Annotated in this window: 16 protein-coding genes; 13 read left to right on the top strand and 3 right to left on the bottom strand. The window is 48.1% G+C overall.

Annotation, left to right across the window (positions count from 1 at the left end; translation table 11 throughout):
• Nucleotides 1-408: 408 nt before the first annotated feature.
• Complete coding sequence (locus XMA152_RS07890) at nucleotides 409-1,275, bottom strand: ChaN family lipoprotein (protein WP_173483270.1); 867 nt, start codon at nucleotides 1,273-1,275, stop codon at nucleotides 409-411.
• A gap of 146 nt (nucleotides 1,276-1,421) precedes the next feature.
• On the opposite strand from XMA152_RS07890, the gene parC reads away from it, so the two are divergent.
• Nucleotides 1,422-3,662, top strand: a complete 2,241-nt coding sequence (gene parC / locus XMA152_RS07885) for a DNA topoisomerase IV subunit A (RefSeq protein ID WP_371731451.1) — start codon at nucleotides 1,422-1,424, stop codon at nucleotides 3,660-3,662.
• Between the two features lie 73 nt (nucleotides 3,663-3,735).
• Here parC and XMA152_RS07880 read toward each other — a convergent pair whose 3' ends face one another.
• Nucleotides 3,736-5,556 carry a hypothetical protein gene (locus XMA152_RS07880; protein WP_173482035.1) on the bottom strand — a complete coding sequence of 607 codons (1,821 nt, stop codon included), beginning with the start codon at nucleotides 5,554-5,556 and terminating at the stop codon, nucleotides 3,736-3,738.
• A 201-nt stretch (nucleotides 5,557-5,757) separates the two neighbouring features.
• Between XMA152_RS07880 and XMA152_RS07875 the strand changes: the two genes are divergently transcribed.
• Genes XMA152_RS07875 through lipA form a run of 12 tightly spaced genes read left to right on the top strand, consistent with a single transcriptional unit; the run spans nucleotide 5,758 to nucleotide 16,519 of the window.
• Nucleotides 5,758-7,011, top strand: a complete 1,254-nt coding sequence (locus XMA152_RS07875; protein ID WP_173483269.1) for a glutamate-5-semialdehyde dehydrogenase — start codon at nucleotides 5,758-5,760, stop codon at nucleotides 7,009-7,011.
• Nucleotides 7,011-7,664, top strand: coding sequence for a nicotinate-nucleotide adenylyltransferase (nadD, locus tag XMA152_RS07870; protein ID WP_173483268.1), 654 nt, complete (start codon nucleotides 7,011-7,013; stop codon nucleotides 7,662-7,664). Before XMA152_RS07875 ends, nadD begins: the two co-directional genes overlap by 1 nt.
• A 10-nt stretch (nucleotides 7,665-7,674) precedes the next feature.
• On the top strand, nucleotides 7,675-8,004 hold the full coding sequence (gene rsfS / locus XMA152_RS07865) for a ribosome silencing factor (RefSeq protein WP_173482044.1): 330 nt from the start codon (nucleotides 7,675-7,677) through the stop codon (nucleotides 8,002-8,004).
• A 5-nt stretch (nucleotides 8,005-8,009) separates the two neighbouring features.
• Nucleotides 8,010-8,477 (top strand): 23S rRNA (pseudouridine(1915)-N(3))-methyltransferase RlmH, encoded by a 468-nt coding sequence (gene rlmH / locus XMA152_RS07860; protein ID WP_173483267.1) that lies wholly within the window; start codon nucleotides 8,010-8,012, stop codon nucleotides 8,475-8,477.
• Between the two features lie 5 nt (nucleotides 8,478-8,482).
• A complete protein-coding gene (gene mrdA / locus XMA152_RS07855; RefSeq protein WP_173482031.1) occupies nucleotides 8,483-10,372 on the top strand; it encodes a penicillin-binding protein 2 in 1,890 nt (629 codons plus the stop codon).
• Complete coding sequence (gene rodA, locus XMA152_RS07850) at nucleotides 10,372-11,511, top strand: rod shape-determining protein RodA (RefSeq protein WP_173483266.1); 1,140 nt, start codon at nucleotides 10,372-10,374, stop codon at nucleotides 11,509-11,511. The genes mrdA and rodA overlap by 1 nt, the downstream gene beginning before the upstream one ends.
• A 29-nt stretch (nucleotides 11,512-11,540) precedes the next feature.
• Nucleotides 11,541-12,524 (top strand): lytic murein transglycosylase B, encoded by a 984-nt coding sequence (gene mltB, locus XMA152_RS07845; RefSeq protein WP_173483265.1) that lies wholly within the window; start codon nucleotides 11,541-11,543, stop codon nucleotides 12,522-12,524.
• Nucleotides 12,525-12,527: 3 nt separating this feature from the next.
• Nucleotides 12,528-13,394 (top strand): septal ring lytic transglycosylase RlpA family protein, encoded by an 867-nt coding sequence (locus tag XMA152_RS07840; protein ID WP_371813299.1) that lies wholly within the window; start codon nucleotides 12,528-12,530, stop codon nucleotides 13,392-13,394.
• Between the two features lie 30 nt (nucleotides 13,395-13,424).
• The gene (locus tag XMA152_RS07835) at nucleotides 13,425-14,573 is read left to right on the top strand and encodes a D-alanyl-D-alanine carboxypeptidase family protein (protein WP_173483264.1); all 1,149 of its coding nucleotides are present in this window, start codon (nucleotides 13,425-13,427) and stop codon (nucleotides 14,571-14,573) included.
• A gap of 40 nt (nucleotides 14,574-14,613) precedes the next feature.
• Nucleotides 14,614-14,886, top strand: a complete 273-nt coding sequence (locus XMA152_RS07830) for a YbeD family protein (RefSeq protein WP_173483263.1) — start codon at nucleotides 14,614-14,616, stop codon at nucleotides 14,884-14,886.
• Nucleotides 14,886-15,545 (top strand): lipoyl(octanoyl) transferase LipB, encoded by a 660-nt coding sequence (gene lipB / locus XMA152_RS07825; protein ID WP_173483262.1) that lies wholly within the window; start codon nucleotides 14,886-14,888, stop codon nucleotides 15,543-15,545. Before XMA152_RS07830 ends, lipB begins: the two co-directional genes overlap by 1 nt.
• The gene (gene lipA / locus XMA152_RS07820) at nucleotides 15,542-16,519 is read left to right on the top strand and encodes a lipoyl synthase (RefSeq protein ID WP_173483261.1); all 978 of its coding nucleotides are present in this window, start codon (nucleotides 15,542-15,544) and stop codon (nucleotides 16,517-16,519) included. Before lipB ends, lipA begins: the two co-directional genes overlap by 4 nt.
• Before the next feature lie 6 nt (nucleotides 16,520-16,525).
• On the opposite strand, the gene XMA152_RS07815 is transcribed toward lipA, so the two are convergent.
• Nucleotides 16,526-17,446, bottom strand: a complete 921-nt coding sequence (locus XMA152_RS07815) for a LysR family transcriptional regulator (protein ID WP_173483260.1) — start codon at nucleotides 17,444-17,446, stop codon at nucleotides 16,526-16,528.
• Nucleotides 17,447-17,491: the final 45 nt, after the last annotated feature.

Genomic DNA, 17,491 nt, shown 5'->3' with positions numbered 1-17,491 from the left:
TTTGGTAGCAAGGAGACTTCTGAGCGAATGCCCATGTGACCACGCATGCACTGAAAGTGCGGCGGGGAGGCGCTGCAAGCGTCGCGAAGCGATGACGAGCAACGCTCGGCACCTATTGTAGGTCATTGAGAGCTTCGTAAAGGATCTCTGCCAAATCCATCGCGGCCTTTGCAAGACCGCTCCAACGGTTTTAAAAAGTCCCTGCCAACGGATATAGCGGATGACAGGCTGAAGGCCAGTCACCGTAGCTTCGTAGTGAATTAAGCACACCAGTGACAGGCTGAAGGCCAGTCACCGTAGCTTCGTAGTGAGTTAAGCACACCAGTGACTGGCTTTAGCCTGTCACCTGCTCTCTAATTACGCGCCCAACCTTCACGGCCTTCGCAAGACCGCTCCAACAGCTAACTACTACCCTTCAATCTGCGAACAGTGATCCCTCTGCTCTACTTCCGGTGTGAATATCACATAATCAGCTATCGCTTCATCCTGATAGCTGTCTGGTATGATTTCAAAGGGGTCTCTGCTGTCACCAACGGATAGCATCATGATCGATAAGCTATTCAGCTCATTATGAAAGGGGACGCCGGCATCTTTTCTGACATGCATGTTGCCTGCAATGTATAGATCGACTTTATCGGTGCTGTTCTCTTTAAGTACTCTGCCCATCTGTCGATCACGGGCTATTTGAACTCTTAACATGTTGCCCAGTTGTGATTTGGGTAGCTTGCCGCAGTGGCTTTCATAGAGTATGTCGAGCATAAAGTTTTTGTAGTGTTCGTTAGGATGATCTATTGATTCATCCATGTAGGCTTGCATCTGTTGTTGTCGAGTTAGGTCTGTGCTGAGTACTCTGTTTGCTTTCGTTAAAGCTAAGTTCACGGGTGATTCATACCACTCCCAAGGCCAGCCTTTTTGCCAGTTGAGTTGTTCTGGATTCGACGGCTCCCCTAATGCGCTGTCTAGTGCACTCTGTTGATCTGTATTCGCCATTTCAAAGGCAACATTACCGAGTATCTTCTTTTGGGACAGTAGCTCTAGTATCTCTGTTTGAAGTTCGTGATGAATATCCGTTTCATGATTTTCACCCAACAATATCCAATCTATCTCACTCATTTGATCCAGTAATTGCTGTTGAGTTATGAAACGCTGGTTTGCGTTATCCCATATTTTTCCAACAATGGGATTATTACTTTTTATATCAGTTTGCCACTCAGCTGCTGATACGGCTGATATGCCAAATAGAATTGAAATAGAAACAGCTTTTAACAGGTTCATCTTGTCCGTGTCTTTTTGTTGATACTCGTTTTCACTCTACGCATTTGATCCTATCTTGGTGCTTTTCAGATGCAAGCGCGTGTCTATGGTGGCATACTCGTAAACAACTGTTTTTGTAAATGCTAACCCGTCTGGGAACACTATTTGTGGAAAATCTGATCGATGAAGGGGTCGAAACCCTTCCTTTAAAGACCTTTACAGAGAAAGCCTACTTAGATTACTCAATGTACGTCATTCTTGACCGTGCATTGCCTCATCTAGGCGATGGTATGAAGCCAGTACAACGCCGTATTGTTTATGCAATGTCTGAGCTTGGACTAAAGGCGAGCGCCAAATTTAAAAAGTCAGCACGTACGGTAGGTGACGTTTTAGGTAAGTTTCATCCGCACGGTGATTCGGCCTGTTATGAGGCTATGGTGCTTATGGCACAGCCTTTCAGTTATCGCTATCCACTTGTAGATGGTCAAGGCAACTGGGGTTCTGCTGACGACCCTAAATCTTTCGCAGCAATGCGATACACTGAAGCGCGACTCTCTAAATATGCCGAGGTGTTGTTAAAAGAGTTAGGTCAAGGAACGGTTGAATGGGTACCTAACTTTGATGGCACGATGGATGAGCCTGAGGTTCTGCCAGCGCGTCTACCTAACGTACTCTTGAATGGTTCTACGGGTATCGCCGTTGGTATGGCGACTGATATTCTTCCCCATAACCTTCGCGAAGTCGCTCGGGCTTGTACTTATCTGCTCGACAATCCTGATGCCAGTGTTGCGCGTCTTTGTCAGAAAGTAAAAGGCCCTGATTTCCCAACCGCTGCTGAGATCATTACACCGACGGCTGATCTTAAAAAGATCTATGAGACCGGTCGTGGTTCTGTAAAAGCACGTGCTATTTATGAAATTGAGGATGGTGACGTTGTCATTACGGCTCTTCCATATCAGGTATCTGGTGCCAAGGTGCTTGAGCAGATTGCAGCTCAAATGCAGCAGAAAAAATTGCCAATGGTTAGCGATTTGCGTGATGAGTCAGACCATGAGAATCCGACTCGGTTCGTGATTGTGCCACGCTCAAATCGTATCGATATTGAGCAGTTGATGGCTCACCTGTTTGCAACCACCGATCTAGAGCGAAGCTACCGAGTTAACTTCAACATGATCGGCATTGACGGCCGTCCACAGGTTAAAGATCTTCGTCAGATCTTAACGGAGTGGCTTACTTGGCGTACCCAGGTTGTTCGACGCCGTCTCGAATTCCGTTTGCAGAAAGTATTAGATCGACTGCATATCCTCGATGGTTTGATCATTGCTTATCTTAATATCGATGAAGTGATCGCAATCATCCGCAACGAGGATGAGCCTAAAACGGTTATGATGGAGCGCTTCGGTCTAACGGATGTCCAAGCTAACGCCATCCTCGATCTCAAACTTCGTCATTTGGCGAAACTTGAAGAGTTTCAGATCCGTGCAGAGCAGTCTGAGTTAGATGAAGAGCGTAAAAAACTTGAATCTATTCTTGGTTCTGATGAGTTGATGCGTAATCTCATTAAAGAGGAGATTGAACAGGCTGCTGAAGAGTTTGGCGATGATCGCCGCTCTCCTCTGGTTGAGCGTGAAGAGTCTCAAGCGTTCAGTGATAAAGATCTGCTTACCTCTGATCCTGTTACCGTCGTCCTCTCTAAACAGGGGTGGATCCGTGCTGCTAAAGGGCATGACATTGATCCGGCTACTCTGAATTACAAAGCGAGTGATGGTTATAAACTCTCGATTGCTGGACGCATGAACCAGCCGACGATCCTGCTAGACAGTATGGGGCGCAGTTATACATTAGAGACTCATAACCTGCCTTCAGCTCGGGGGCAAGGCGAGCCTGTTACCGGTAGCATTAGTCTGCAAAAGGGTGCTTCGATAGAGGCACTAACCGCGGGTAAAGAGAGTGATAAGGTTCTTCTCTCTTCAGATGCTGGTTATGGCTTTGTCACGTCGATAGGTGATATGACCAGTAAGACGAAAAACGGTAAAGCGGTACTGACGCTACCCAAAGGGGCCAATATCGTAGCGCCTGCTTCCATTTCTGATAGCGAAAATGGTTTGATCGCTGCCGTAACTTCTGAAGGGCGTCTACTGGTGTTCCCAGTCTCTGAGCTGCCTGTATTGGGACGAGGTAAAGGTAATAAGATCATTAACATCCCGTCGGCAAGGGCTCAAGCTCGTGAAGAGTTGATGGTTGCTGTGGCTGTTCTTAATGAAGATCAGGAACTTCTGGTTCATGCGGGTAAGCAGTACCTTAAAATGACCAAAGCCGATCTAGAACACTACCGTGGAGAGCGCGGTCGTCGAGGCAATAAACTGCCAAGGGGCTATCAGCGAGTGAGCCATCTATCGGTAGAGTAATGACTACCTAAATATCTAAAGGGAGCCGCTGGCTCCCTTTTTTGTTGAATCAATAATGTGCGGTTTATGCAGATTACTGTGCGGCCTGCTGTGCCAGTTTTGCCAGAAGATAACGCCCCTGTTTTTCTAACAGATCTTGATAGCTTTTACTCAACGATAGGATCAGCACCTTGTCCTCATCTTCGCGTTTGATCTCAGCGGTTGATAGAACACCGCTTTTTAGATCGGGTGCCTCTGAGAGTGCTGTATGGCTAATCAATCGATCTGTTTTGGTTGAGCGAGTTAAGAAGCGGGCTTCGTCGGCCATTCTATCCTGACGACCCTGTTGACCTCTTACAATTGCGGTGTGGACGTTCAGTATCGGCTCCTGCTGATCTGAACGACTTCTATTGTACGAACGGGCAAGTTGGGCAAATAGCATGGCTGCACAAGCCGCATTAACGCCATGCTCGTCATCCTCGCTGGCATTATCAAACTGAATCAGTATGTCTTCGCCAAGTGCGGAGACCTCGCCTTCGTAAATATTGGCAACGGAGTTCGCCAGTGTTCGGTAAGTGCGTTTGATCTGTAACTGCTCTTCATTGGAGATCAGCGCCGAGTGGGGGCTGGTAAAGTCGATCAGGACAACGTAGGCCGCTTCACTGGCTGGTGTTAACAGATCAAGCTCCTGTTCAATGGTGTATAGATCGAGCTGTTCTTCATTGATGATAGGCAGTTTGCGCGCCAGTTTCTTCACGGGCTCTTGGCGCTCTGGCGTTGTATCAAACATCAACGTTTCAAAGCTGGGCTCTTCACGCTCTTGTTCGGGCTCTTTTGATAGAGGCTTGAAGGGCGGTACGCTCGGTTCGCGTCTCTCTGGTTTTAGAAGTTCAACCAGATCGATCTCATCCTTATCGGTCTCATCTATCTGCATTTTGACGATAGGGGGTTCAATGTTGGTAGGTTCATTGGTCTCTACCATTGTCTCATTTTCGCTAGGTTCCCAAGGCGGAATGTCTGCCTCATCAGTGTTTGGCTCGTGAACTTCTTCAAAGTTAGGTTCGCTAGGCTCATCTGAAGTGCTGTTTTCAACAATCGGGTCATCGTACGCGGATCCGAAATTGCCTATGTCATCGTAATCTACTTCAGTGTCCACTTCAGTCTCAATAGTCGATTCAATCTCTTTCTCCGCCTCGGATCCAAGGTGGTTATCTAGGGAGTTGATCTCAGTGTCTTGTTCTTGATCGTCTAGCTCTGGTTCTTGTTCGATTAGCGCTTCTGCCTCTACATCGTCTTCATAAACTTCTTCATCGCTGTCGTCGATTGTTTCCTGAGCTTCCGTTGAGTCTGTGATTTGATCGTCAAAATGTTGCTCAATTTGTTCAATATAAGCCACTTCCTCTTCAAGAAGTTTGCTCTGCCGGCGATAGATAAACAGTGATAACAGAAAAGCGATAATAGCGCCGCTGCTGATCAGTCCCGTCTGGTAATTGAGTTGTTGCTGAACGGGAGTCGGGTCGATCCACACTTCTAATTGAGCAATGGCTTCGTTATTAGGTGCGATGGATTTTGCTGTGTGGACACCCTCTTGCTTGCCAGCTGCAGCTAGTCTCATGGTCTGGCTATCGGTGATTTGAATGCCTGCTACGAAAGGGTCGTCTGCAATCTGATTGGTGACAAAGTTAAGGCTGACCAAATCTTTAGAGAGAATTAGAGGCGCAACCAGCATGGAGGCGCTGTTACTCCAAATTTTGGCCTGTTTTAGTGCTTCGTTTTCTGCGGCATTTTTGGCCAACAGATAGGAGCCAACCAAGGTCGAAGAGAAGAGCAAAACCAGAGCGATGGCTGCAGCAAAGGCTGGGCGCTGGTACCAACGTAGGTAACCTTTGTATTGTTCGCCGTCTTGTTCAAGCATGCCTTTGTTTCCAGTACACAAAATAAGAGTTTCATAATACCAGTCTGTCTTCGACCGATCGACCAGTTGGTTCCTAAAATTTGTAACTATTTCATAGGCATTAAAAGCGATTTTTGCTGGTGTAATTTCTTGTTATTGGTGGGTTCTTGATCGCTGTCACGCTATACTAGACTTCTCAATAAATTGATCGGTAAAGACCTGATGAATGTAGCGGATTACATGCAGACGCTTGGTGCGAATGCGCGCGAAGCTTCACGTGTCGTAGCACGTGCTAATACAGAACAGAAAAACAGTGCATTGCTTGCAATGGCTGAACTTATTGATGCCGATCGTGATGCGATCACTCAAGCTAACCAGAAAGACCTTGAGGCTGGAAAGGCTCGTGGGCTTGATGATGCGATGCTGGATCGTCTAGCGCTAACTCCAGAGCGTATCGATGGCATGATCGAGGGTCTTCGTCAGGTTGCCGCTCTACCAGACCCTGTCGGTGATGTATCCGACATGCGTTTTCTGCCATCCGGAATTCAGCTAGGTAAGATGCGTGTTCCTCTAGGCGTAATAGGCATCATCTATGAGTCACGCCCGAATGTCACAATGGAAGCCGCCAGTCTCTGTCTAAAGTCGGGTAACGCTACGATTCTTCGCGGTGGTTCTGAGGCAATTCACTCTATTCAGGCGATTGCTAAATCGATTATGGCGGGCCTAAAACAGGCTGGTTTGCCTGAAACGGCTGTCCAGGTGGTGGAAACCACCGATCGTGAAGCCGTTGGTCAGTTGATTACTATGCCAGAGTTTGTGGATGTTATCGTGCCTCGTGGGGGTAAGGGGTTGATCGAGCGTATCTCGAACGATGCGCGCGTGCCTGTTATTAAACACCTCGACGGTATTTGTCATGTCTATATTGATGCAGAGGCTGACCTAGCTAAGGCTATCAATATTGCCATCAATGCCAAGACTCATCGCTACGGTACTTGTAACACCATGGAGACACTGCTGGTGCATGAATCGGTTGCTGATGAGGTTCTTAAAGAGCTAGCTGAGGCCTACGCTGAGGCGGGTGTAGAACTTCGTGGATGTGACAAGACATGTGCCATTATTCAAGCCAATGCAGCGACTGAAGAGGATTGGGCGACTGAGTACTTGGCGCCGATACTTTCAATCAAAATTGTTGAGGGTATAGATCGTGCAATTGAGCACATCAATCACTACGGCTCTCACCATACCGACGCGATCATTACTGAAAACTACACGCTGTCGCGTCAATTTTTGCGTGAGGTCGACTCCAGCTCTGTCATGATCAACGCCTCTACTCGATTTGCCGATGGCTTTGAATACGGCCTAGGTGCTGAAATCGGTATATCTACGGATAAGATTCACGCTCGTGGGCCGGTCGGTCTAGAGGGGCTGACGTCTCAGAAATACATTGTTTACGGAGAAGGGCAGGTTCGTAAGTAATGCAGAAACCTCCTCTGGTTCTTTTTGGTGGTACCTTTGATCCTATTCACTATGGACATCTCAGAACTGCGCTAGAACTTCAGGAGGTGCTCAACGTGCCTCACATTAATCTGGTCCCAACCGGTGAGCCAGTCCATAAAGCATCAACCGGCGGCTCTGCCGTGCAGCGGTTTGAGATGGTTCGGCTAGCGGTAGAATCGGAGCCTGCACTGGTTGCTGATGATTGTGAATTGATCAGTGATGAGCCTTGCTACACCATCAACACGTTGATGAAAAAACGTGCCGAAGTGGGTGAGGATTTGCCCATAATAATGGTGATGGGGATGGACTCTCTGCTGGGCATTAAGAGTTGGTCCCATTGGCAGCAGTTAACGGATTTCGGTCACTTGTTGATCGTTGCTCGACCCGGTTATGAACCTGAGTTTGATTCAGAGCTTCAGTGCTTTATTGATCAGCATAGGGTTGAGGATTTAGAAGCGTTAAGCCTTCGTCCTTCAGGTCATTTGGCGATGCATCAGTTGACTCCGATGAATGTCTCTGCGACTCAGGTTAGAAAGATTATTAAGCGGGGCTCAAACCCCAGATTTTTAATTCCAGACAGCGTTTGGAATTTTATTAGAAATGAGCGTCTCTATGACGCCAATGAAAGGTAATTTAATTTACATGCAAGATGATCAATTGATCGCCCTAGTGCAAGATGCGCTTGAGGGAATGAAAGCAAAAGATATCAACCTAATCGATGTTCGTGGCCGCTCTACCGTCACTGACTACATGATGGTTGCAAGTGGTACATCTAAGCGTCAAGTAGCAGCCGCTGCTCAAGAGGTGATCGACAAGGTGAAAGAGCAGGGTCTTTTGCCTATGGGTATTGAAGGTCAAACGGTTGGTGACTGGGTATTGGTCGATCTTGGTAGCATCATTGTGCACGTGATGATGCCAGATGCTCGTGATTTCTATGACATTGAACGCCTCTGGTCAGTAGGCGACGCCTAAGCCTTATGCGCATACGATTGCTTGCAGTCGGCACTAAGATGCCAAAATGGGTCACGGACGGCTACCAAGAGTACTGCAAGCGTCTTCCCTCTGATTCTCAGCTAGAACTGGTTGAATTACAGCCTGGCCATCGTGGCAAAGGGGCTGATATCCAACGGGCTATGCGCTCTGAAGGTGACGCCATGTTGGCGGCCATCCCAAAAGGGGATCGAGTGATCGCTCTCTGTGTTGATGGCAAGAACTGGTCGACAGAAAAGCTTGCAGAACAGGCTGAAAACTGGCGGATGGAAGGAAATAATATAACGCTTTTGGTGGGTGGTCCCGATGGTCTTGATCCAAGATGCATCGCCGCTGCCGATCAAAAGTGGTCGCTATCAGCGCTGACTTTACCGCACCCGCTGGTTCGCATTATTCTTGCTGAGCAGATATATCGAGCTTGGACCTTACTTCAAGGTCATCCCTACCATAAGTGAGTTAGATGGATCAGAGACGATTTAACGACTACCAGAAAGAGAATCGGTTCTTTGTTAACCGAGCAGTCGTCGCGTTTCTTTTCGTTTTAGTGCTGATGGCCATTCTGGTCAGTCGAATCTACTTCTTGCAGGTCGTTGAGCACGATCGATTCTCTCTGTTATCAGAAAATAATCGCATTAAACTTCAGCCAGTCGCCCCCAGACGAGGTCTTATCTACGATCGTAATGGCGAACTGTTGGCAGAAAACCGCCCTAGCTTCAGTTTGACGCTCCTTAAAGAGGAGGTCGATGATGTGGATTCGCTATTAGAGGATGTCGCCTCTCTAGTAGAGCTCTCTGCGGCAGAGGTAGAAGGCTTTAAAAAGCGCCTTAAGCACCGTCGTCGTCCACACTCCACCGTTCCTCTCAAATCTCGCTTAACCGAAGAGGAGATCGCTAAGCTCTCAGTGAACTTCTATCGTCTACCGGGGCTACAGATTGAAGCTGATCTTGTTCGTTACTATCCTCACCCTGATTCACTGGTGCATGCCATTGGTTATGTTGGGCGTGTTAATGAGCGTGAACTCAAAACCTTAGACCCTAATAACTATGCTGCAACACACTATATTGGCAAACTTGGGGTTGAGAAATATTACGAGCCGCTACTGCATGGACAGGTCGGTTTGCAGCGTGTTGAAACCAATGTGCGCGGCCGAGTCATGCGTGTTTTGGAGCAAGAGGACCCAACCCCAGGTTTGGATATCCAGTTAAGTCTCGATTTAAAGCTGCAGCAGTTTACAGCGAAACTGTTGGAGGGTAAGCGAGCTGCGGTTGTAGCGATTGAACCCCAAACCGGTGAAATCTTGTCATTGGTGAGCAACCCCTCTTACGACCCCAATGAGTTTGTAACGGGTATTTCATTCGATAACTACAATGCGCTTCGCGATGATAAAGATCAGCCCCTTTACAATCGCGCCATCCGTGGAGCCTACCCACCGGGATCAACGCTAAAGCCCTTCACAGCGCTTGCCTCAGTTGATTCTAAATCGGTACCGATTGATCACAAAGTTTGGGATCCAGGTTTCTATCAACTCTCTGAAAATGGTCGGAAATGGCGAGATTGGAAGAAATCTGGTCACGGTCGAGTCGATCTGAATCACGCATTGGCTGAGTCTTGTGATGTCTGGTTTTATGATACGGCTTCTAAAACATCGATTGATGTTTACAGTGACTATTTAGGGCGTTTCGGTTTTGGACAGGTCACCAGTCTGGATCTGCCTGAAGCGGGCCGAGCTATTCTCCCATCCAATGAGTGGAAGAAGCGTCGCGAGAAACAGCCTTGGTACCCCGGTGATTCACTCAATCTAAGTATTGGGCAGGGTTATATGATAGCTACGCCACTGCAGCTCGCGACCGCCACTGCAGTGTTAGCCAATCGAGGTAAGTGGGTGCGTCCACAGATGATCAAGAGCTTCATCGCTGAAAATGAGCTAACGGCGGAACAGACAGAGATTATCCAACAGCTACAACAGAAGCCGACACTACCCGATGTTGAACTCAATCACCCCGAGTACTTTGAAAAGGTAATTGAGGGTATGGTGAATGTGGTGAATGCTCCCTACGGTACGGCTCGAAAAGCCGGTGCGGGAGCGCCTTATACCATGGCAGGAAAAACAGGTACGGCCCAAGTGGTCGGCATTGCTCAAGATGCTGAATATGACTCAGAGGCTCTGCTAGAACGTCAGCGAGACCACGCACTCTTTGTTGCCTTTGCACCGGCTGATGATCCTAAAATTGCAGTGGCGGTAGTCGTCGAGAACGGCGAGGGTGGTTCTAGAGCTGCAGCACCGGTCGCGCGTGAAGTGATTGATGCTTGGTTACTGGGCGATTACACCAGTGAGTTGGGAGATGATTAATGTCTAAAGATTTCCACCGCTCCGTCTCGCCAGATCAGTCAGGACTTCGCAAGCAGCGCTCCTTGTGGAATTACACTCACCTAGATTTACCCTTGCTTTTACTATTGCTAGCGCTCTGTGTAGCAGGGCTGGTCATTCTTTACAGTGCATCAGGGCAAGACTGGGCCTATGTTGAGCGTCAGGCCATCCGCATGGCTGCAGGATTTGCCGCGTTGATTTTTCTCGCGCAAGTCCCCCCTAGGGTGATCATGAGGGTAGGGCCCTGGCTCTACCTGCTTGGTGTGGCCTTGTTGGTTGGCGTTATCTTGTTTGGGGTTGGTGCTAAAGGTGCTCAGCGATGGTTGGCGCTGCCCGGTTTTCGTTTTCAGCCATCAGAGTTAATGAAACTGGTTCTACCTATTGTGGTGGCGGGTTACATCGCTCGATACACACTGCCGCCCAACTTTAAAGCGATCATAGTGAGTTTGATCTTAATTGCGATCCCATTTGCACTGATTATGAAGCAACCAGATCTTGGTACCTCGTTGCTGATTGGCGCCTCAGGTGTATTTATTTTGCTATTTTCGGGAATCTACTGGCGCTGGATCTTTCTGAGTGCTGGGGTTGTAGCGGCTTCACTGCCTGGGCTCTGGATGATCATGAAGGATTATCAGAAACAGAGGGTGCTGACCTTTTTAGATCCAGAGAGCGATCCTCTTGGCTCGGGCTGGAACATCATACAGTCGAAAACGGCGATCGGTTCGGGCGGCCTCTCTGGCAAAGGTTTCTTGAGTGGTACCCAGTCTCAACTGGACTTTCTTCCTGAATCTCATACAGACTTTATTATTGCAGTGATCGGCGAAGAGCTGGGAATGAAAGGGGTGTTAGTGCTACTCGCTCTATACCTTTTAATTGTAGGTCGTGGCTTAATGATCGCTGTTAAGGCACCTGACAGTTTTTCCCGTATGCTAGCAGCTAGTATCACGCTGACCTTCTTTGTCTATGTCTTTGTGAACATCGGCATGGTCAGTGGGATTCTGCCGGTTGTAGGGGTCCCTCTGCCAATGGTGAGCTATGGTGGTACCTCTATCGTGACGTTGATGATAGGTTTCGGAATTCTGATGTCGATTCATACCCATAAATCGATGTTGCGACGCTAGAATAATAAGATGACTGCTTGGAGATAAGCATGCTTAAACATTTTAAAACGATGGTGTTAGCGGGTTGTTTAGCGGTATCAACAGCCTCTTTTGCTGGTTATGAGGCCCATCCACGAGCTCAGATATTGATTGATGACCTGAAGGCTGATGGTTTCGAAGAGAGTTACATTCGTGATGTGTTAGGTCGAGCAAAGTATCAGCAGAGCATTATTGATGCGATCAGCCGTCCAGCAGAGCGTCGCCTAAATTGGGGTGAGTACCGAGCGATTTTTATTGAGCAGCGTCGCATCAAACAAGCCATTCAGTTCTGGAAAGAGCACAAAGAGACGCTGTTGAAAGCTGAAGAAGTTTATGGCGTACCACCTGAAATAGTTTTAGCGATCATGGGTGTGGAGACACGCTTTGGGCGTATCACTGGTAATTATCGAGTTTTGGATGCGCTGTCGACCTTGGGTTTTGACTACCCTAAACGTGCCGACTTCTTCCTAGGGCAGTTAGGTGACTACTTTCGCCTAGCGCGCCAAGAGGGGGTTGAGCCCGGTGTTTTGAAAGGCTCTTACGCTGGCGCCATGGGCTATGGTCAATTTATCCCTTCAAGCTTCTTAGCTTATGCCGTGGATTTTGACGGCGATCAACAGCGCGATATTTGGGGCAACCCCGTTGATGCTATTGGCAGTGTGGCGAACTACTTTGCTCGTCATGGCTGGCGTGCGGGTGAGCCAATTATCAGTGACGTCCTTTTGAACGGCAGTGTTGATTCAGAGTGGTTTAACAAGGGCCTTAAACCAGAGCTTACACTGGGTGAGTGGCGTCAACGTGGAGTGATTGCCAAGGGTGAAGTTGCAGACGATCAACTTGCAACACTGATGCGTATGAGCAGCGATCAAGGTGATCAATACCTTCTCGGACTGCATAACTTCTACGTCATCACTCGCTATAATCACAGTCGTCTCTATGCCAATGCGGTTCGTGAACTGAGCGAAGCCATACGTCTTGAGATCTACAAGGGTTAACTGGTGACAAGGTTCACGCTGAAAGCAATCGTAGCTCTATTCGCCCTGGCTCTGGTCGGTTGTAGTTCCACGCCTACCTACGATCGTGAAACGGCAGGCGGGCGATATAAAGTTCGCAAAGATTTTGCCCCTGATAATCCACCGGATGTATCCAATGTGGCCGATGCTGTTCCTGTCGACATACCCTACAGTCGTGGGGGCAATCGTTCGACCTACGAGGTCTGGGGTAAAAGCTATAATGTGCTCCCTTCGCACATTGGTTACAGAGCTGAGGGTATCGCCTCTTGGTACGGCCTGAAGTTTCATGGTCACAAAACCTCTAACGGTGAGATCTACGACATCTACAAGATGTCTGCAGCACACAAGAGCCTGCCCATTCCCAGCTTCGCAAAAGTGACTAATCTGGATAACGGTAAGTCGGTTGTTGTGCGCGTTAACGATCGCGGTCCCTTTCATGAAAATCGTTTGATCGATCTAAGTTACTCAGCTGCGGCGCGTTTGGAAATTTTGAAGCAGGGTACCGGTCGAGTTAGGGTCGAGGCCATTGATGCTCGTAATCTTGCTGATGCCACTGAAACAGTAGAGAAAGCGTCTCAACCTGTTGCGTCTCATCAACAGCCAAAACCTGACGAGACCGGTGCGTTCCTTCAAGTAGGGTCCTTTGGAAAAGAGAGCTCGGCACTATCGGTTCAGCGTCGACTCTCAGCGATGGATGGCGTCCAAGCCGTTATTAAGAGAGTTCGCCAGGGTGATGCAGAGTTTCATCGTGTGCTCGTTGGACCGCTGACTGACACACTGTCAATTGACTCAATGGTGCAAAGTTTGGAGTCGATGGGCTATTCATCGCCATTGCTGATAAAATCACCCTAAATTGTTTTAACCTATTTAAAAGTTGTAAAGATGCTCTCAAAGATTCGTTCCCTAGTTCTACTGTTTGTCGCGGTTGCGACGGTTCAAATTCAGGCAGCCGTTCTGCCTCCACCACCCCAATTAGCGGCAACAGCTTATGTCTTAATGGATGCCTCGACGGGTGACATCATTGCTGAGTCAGGTGCAGATGGTCAGTTTGCACCAGCTAGTTTGACTAAAATGATGACCAGCTACATTGTTGAGCACGAAGTGTCTGAGGGTAACATCAGCTTTAACGACCTAGTTCCAATTAGTGTCAAAGCTTGGAAAACGGAAGGGTCACGGATGTTTGTTCGTGAAGGGACTCAAGTTCGTTTAGAGGATCTGCTTCGTGGAGTCATCATCCAGTCAGGGAATGATGCGTCGGTTGCTTTAGCTGAGTATGTGGCCGGGAGTGAAGAGGCCTTTGCTGATTTGATGAATCAGCATGCTGAGCGTTTGGGGCTAACCAATACCCACTTTAAAAATGCGACCGGTTTGCCTGCTGAAGGTCACTACTCTTCACCACGTGATCTGGCGTTGATTGGCCGTGCGTTGATTCAGGATTTCCCTGAACAGTACGCCATCTACAAAGAGAAATACTTTACCTACAACGATATCAAACAGCCTAACCGTAACCGTCTGTTGTGGCGTGATCCAACAGTCGATGGCATCAAGACGGGTCATACTGAAGAGGCGGGTTACTGTTTAGTGTCCTCTGCTGTGCGCGATGATATGCGTCTGATCTCTGTTGTTCTAGGAACGACGTCTGATCAAGCTCGTGCCCAAGAGAGTCAAAAGCTGTTGGCTTACGGTTTTCGTTTCTTCAGAAATTACCCTCTCTACAAAGCGGGTCAAGAGCTGAATAAGCCAAAAGTCTGGAAGGGTGTGACTGATTCAGTTTCTCTCGGCTTGGGTGGTGATCTGTCGTTAACTATTCCTCGCGGCAGTGAGAATCAGTTAGCCGCGACCTTAGACCTTCCAGAGGTTATTGAAGCACCTTTGGCAGCGGGTGAAGTGGTAGGTCATCTTTTAGTCACACTAGAGGGTGAAGAGGTTGCTCGTGAGCCTTTGCTTGCGCTTCAGTCGGTTGAAGAGGCTGGTTTCTTGAAAGCGATCTGGCACAGCATTGTTCTATTTTTCCAAGGGTTGTTCGGTTAGTCACTGATTGAGCCACCTTTCGTTCACTTTAGAGGTACCTATGAGCGAACCTACACCTCCTAAAATTGAGTTTCCTTGTCCTGACTACAAAATCATGGTGGTCGGTGACAGTGCACCGGACTATAGAGAATTCGTGGTTAATACCATGAAACTTTACGACCCGGATTTGGATGAGTCTAAAGTTGAGATCAATGCCAGTAGTAAAGGACGTTTTACGTCTGTTCGTGTATTGATCAATGCAACCAGTGAAGAGCAGTTGGCGCAGATTCATACCGATCTGAAGGCGTCTGGTCGCGTCAAAATGGTGCTTTAGTGGTATCTGATCTACCTCTTATCGTTCGCTATTTAGGGCGTCAGCCCTATCAAGAAGCCTTTGATAGGATGCAGGCTTTCACTAATGAGCGTACCGCAGAAACTGCGGATGAGCTCTGGGTGTTAGAGCATGAGCCTGTTTTTACCCAGGGGCAGGCAGGTAAAGCGGAGCATTTGTTGGGCACTGGTGATATTCCAGTCGTCCAAGTCGATCGAGGTGGTCAGGTTACCTACCATGGGCCGGGTCAGCTGGTGATCTATCTACTGCTTGATTTAAAACGTAATAAGTTGGGTGTTAGAGACCTGGTCACACTGATGGAGGATTCGGTTATCTCCCTATTGGCTGACTATCGAGTCACAGCCGCCGCGAAACCAGATGCGCCGGGTGTCTATGTCGATGGAGACAAGATCTGTTCACTGGGGCTGCGCGTACGCAAGAGTCGTAGCTTTCACGGTTTAGCGCTCAATATCGATATGGATCTTGAGCCTTTCTTACGAATTAATCCCTGTGGCTATGCAGGGCTTCAGATGACACAGTTGTCAAAGTTTGACCCTTCTGCGACTAAAGTAGAAAAGGTTGGGGCTGAACTAGTACAATATTTGGCAAACGCAATTGGCTACACAGAGTGGCACACTATTCATGGATGGGATAGCGAATGAGTGAAGAGACAATCAAACCTAAGGGTGTAGCGGAGCAGGGAGTTAAGCTGCGTGGCGCTGAAAAGTTAGCACGTATTCCGGTTAAGGTAATACCGACTGAAAAAGAGGATATGCCACGTAAGCCTGATTGGCTTCGTGTCCGCATGGGCTCTAATGCAGAAGTAAAGCGCATCAAAGATACCCTGCGTAAGCATAAACTTGCTTCGGTCTGCGAAGAGGCGAGCTGCCCCAACCTAGGTGAGTGTTTTACTCATGGTACAGCGACCTTCATGATCATGGGCGATATCTGTACTCGCCGTTGTCCATTCTGTGACGTAGCACATGGCCGTCCTAATGCCTTATCGCCAGACGAGCCTATTGAGTTAGCCACAGCGATTGCGGATATGCGTCTTCGTTACGTGGTCATTACCTCCGTAGACCGAGACGATCTCCGTGACGGCGGCGCACAGCACTTTGCTGACTGTATTCGTGAAACTCGTGAACGTCTGCCCTCTATTCAAATTGAGACCCTGGTGCCTGACTTCCGTGGCCGCATGGATATCGCATTGGAGATCTTGAAAGATACCCCACCTGATGTCTTTAACCACAACCTAGAAACAGTGCCTCGTCTCTACAAACAGGTTCGTCCAGGGGCTGATTATGCTTGGTCATTGGAGCTTCTAAAACGCTATAAAGCACTGCGTCCAGAAGTGCGTACTAAATCAGGTTTGATGGTCGGTGTCGGTGAGACAAACGAAGAGATTGTTGAGGTGATGAAGGATCTTCGTGCACATGACGTCAACATGATTACGATTGGGCAGTACCTACAGCCAAGCCGTGATCACTTACCGGTTGATCGATTTGTCACACCTGATGAGTTTGCAGAGTTTGAGGCGTTGGCAAAAGAGATGGGCTTTAGTCATGTTGCCAGTGGACCATTGGTCCGCTCGTCTTACCATGCTGACCTACAAGCCAAAGGTGAAAAGGTAGGCTAAGTAACGCTACTGAGTGCTGGCGATGAGTGTCTTAGCTTGTGCCAGCATTACCGATTTAATGTCTTTGTAAATCGGTGTCTCTAACATCTCATCACGTGCCCAGAGGTAAATGTTTCTGGGCTGTGACAACTCTCTATTCAACTCAATTCTTTTAAACTCTTTTGTCTGGTAAAAAACTTGCATAGGAATATTGGGCAAAACAGCAAGATGTTTTCCTTTGCGAAGCGTTTCCAGTAAAAGGTAGCCTTCATTTCGAAAGACGATCTGGGTGCGTATTTTTGAGATACCCGACTCATTTAAAAGCTCCATAACCTCTCTCTCAAAAGGCGAACCGTGACCAAGGCTTAACCAGTTAGCCGTCGCTAAATCTTCAATATTGATATCGGTTTTATTGGCTAATGGGTGATCATGACTGCAGTAGATGGCTATCTCATCATTAAAAAGCAGCTCTCTATTGCATCCAGGTATCAGCTTGTCGGTTGCTGATGGAGCGATCGCGATATCTAGTTGGTTATCAATTAAGTGGTCGATAACTGCGGTGGGTCGTGACACTTCGATGGTGAGCGACGCCTTTGGGTGTAACTCAAGAAGAGAGTGCATTGCATCGGGCATAATGGTAGCCGACAACAGTGGACCAATGCCGATTCGGATCTCTTTGTCCAAACCAATTCTGTAGCGCGATGCATGAAAACGCGCCGCCTCCATACTTCGGTTGATCGTTCGACCCTCACGAGCCAAAGCGATTCCAACGGGAGTTCCTTTAACGCCGTAACGACTTCGACTAAATAGCTGCGTACCAGCCTGCATCTCCAGTGTCGCCATGGTGCGTGTCAGGGTTGGCTGAGTAAGCGCTAAGTGTTTAGCAGCTTCCGTCAAAGAGCCCTTTTCAAGGACCACTGATAGATAATAGAGGTGTTTTGGATCCATACGTTTTTTTTAATTTGGCATATTTAAAAATGCATTTTACACATT

Origin of the sequence: Marinobacterium sp. xm-a-152 (genome assembly GCF_013282965.1) — a bacterium.
Taxonomy (GTDB): domain Bacteria; phylum Pseudomonadota; class Gammaproteobacteria; order Pseudomonadales; family Balneatricaceae; genus Marinobacterium_E.
Note: the sequence above shows the minus strand (reverse complement) of the source record. Positions and strands in the feature narration are given on the sequence as shown.

Coding starts and splice junctions, on each gene's coding strand:
- rodA (WP_173483266.1), top strand. CDS start 10,372: ATGTCTAAAGATTTCCACCGCTCCGTCTCGCCAGATCAGTCAGGACTT.
- mltB (WP_173483265.1), top strand. CDS start 11,541: ATGCTTAAACATTTTAAAACGATGGTGTTAGCGGGTTGTTTAGCGGTA.
- XMA152_RS07890 (WP_173483270.1), bottom strand. CDS start 1,275: ATGAACCTGTTAAAAGCTGTTTCTATTTCAATTCTATTTGGCATATCA.
- XMA152_RS07835 (WP_173483264.1), top strand. CDS start 13,425: ATGCTCTCAAAGATTCGTTCCCTAGTTCTACTGTTTGTCGCGGTTGCG.
- XMA152_RS07815 (WP_173483260.1), bottom strand. CDS start 17,446: ATGGATCCAAAACACCTCTATTATCTATCAGTGGTCCTTGAAAAGGGC.
- rsfS (WP_173482044.1), top strand. CDS start 7,675: ATGCAAGATGATCAATTGATCGCCCTAGTGCAAGATGCGCTTGAGGGA.
- mrdA (WP_173482031.1), top strand. CDS start 8,483: ATGGATCAGAGACGATTTAACGACTACCAGAAAGAGAATCGGTTCTTT.
- XMA152_RS07830 (WP_173483263.1), top strand. CDS start 14,614: ATGAGCGAACCTACACCTCCTAAAATTGAGTTTCCTTGTCCTGACTAC.
- rlmH (WP_173483267.1), top strand. CDS start 8,010: ATGCGCATACGATTGCTTGCAGTCGGCACTAAGATGCCAAAATGGGTC.
- XMA152_RS07875 (WP_173483269.1), top strand. CDS start 5,758: ATGAATGTAGCGGATTACATGCAGACGCTTGGTGCGAATGCGCGCGAA.
- lipA (WP_173483261.1), top strand. CDS start 15,542: ATGAGTGAAGAGACAATCAAACCTAAGGGTGTAGCGGAGCAGGGAGTT.
- XMA152_RS07880 (WP_173482035.1), bottom strand. CDS start 5,556: ATGCTTGAACAAGACGGCGAACAATACAAAGGTTACCTACGTTGGTAC.
- nadD (WP_173483268.1), top strand. CDS start 7,011: ATGCAGAAACCTCCTCTGGTTCTTTTTGGTGGTACCTTTGATCCTATT.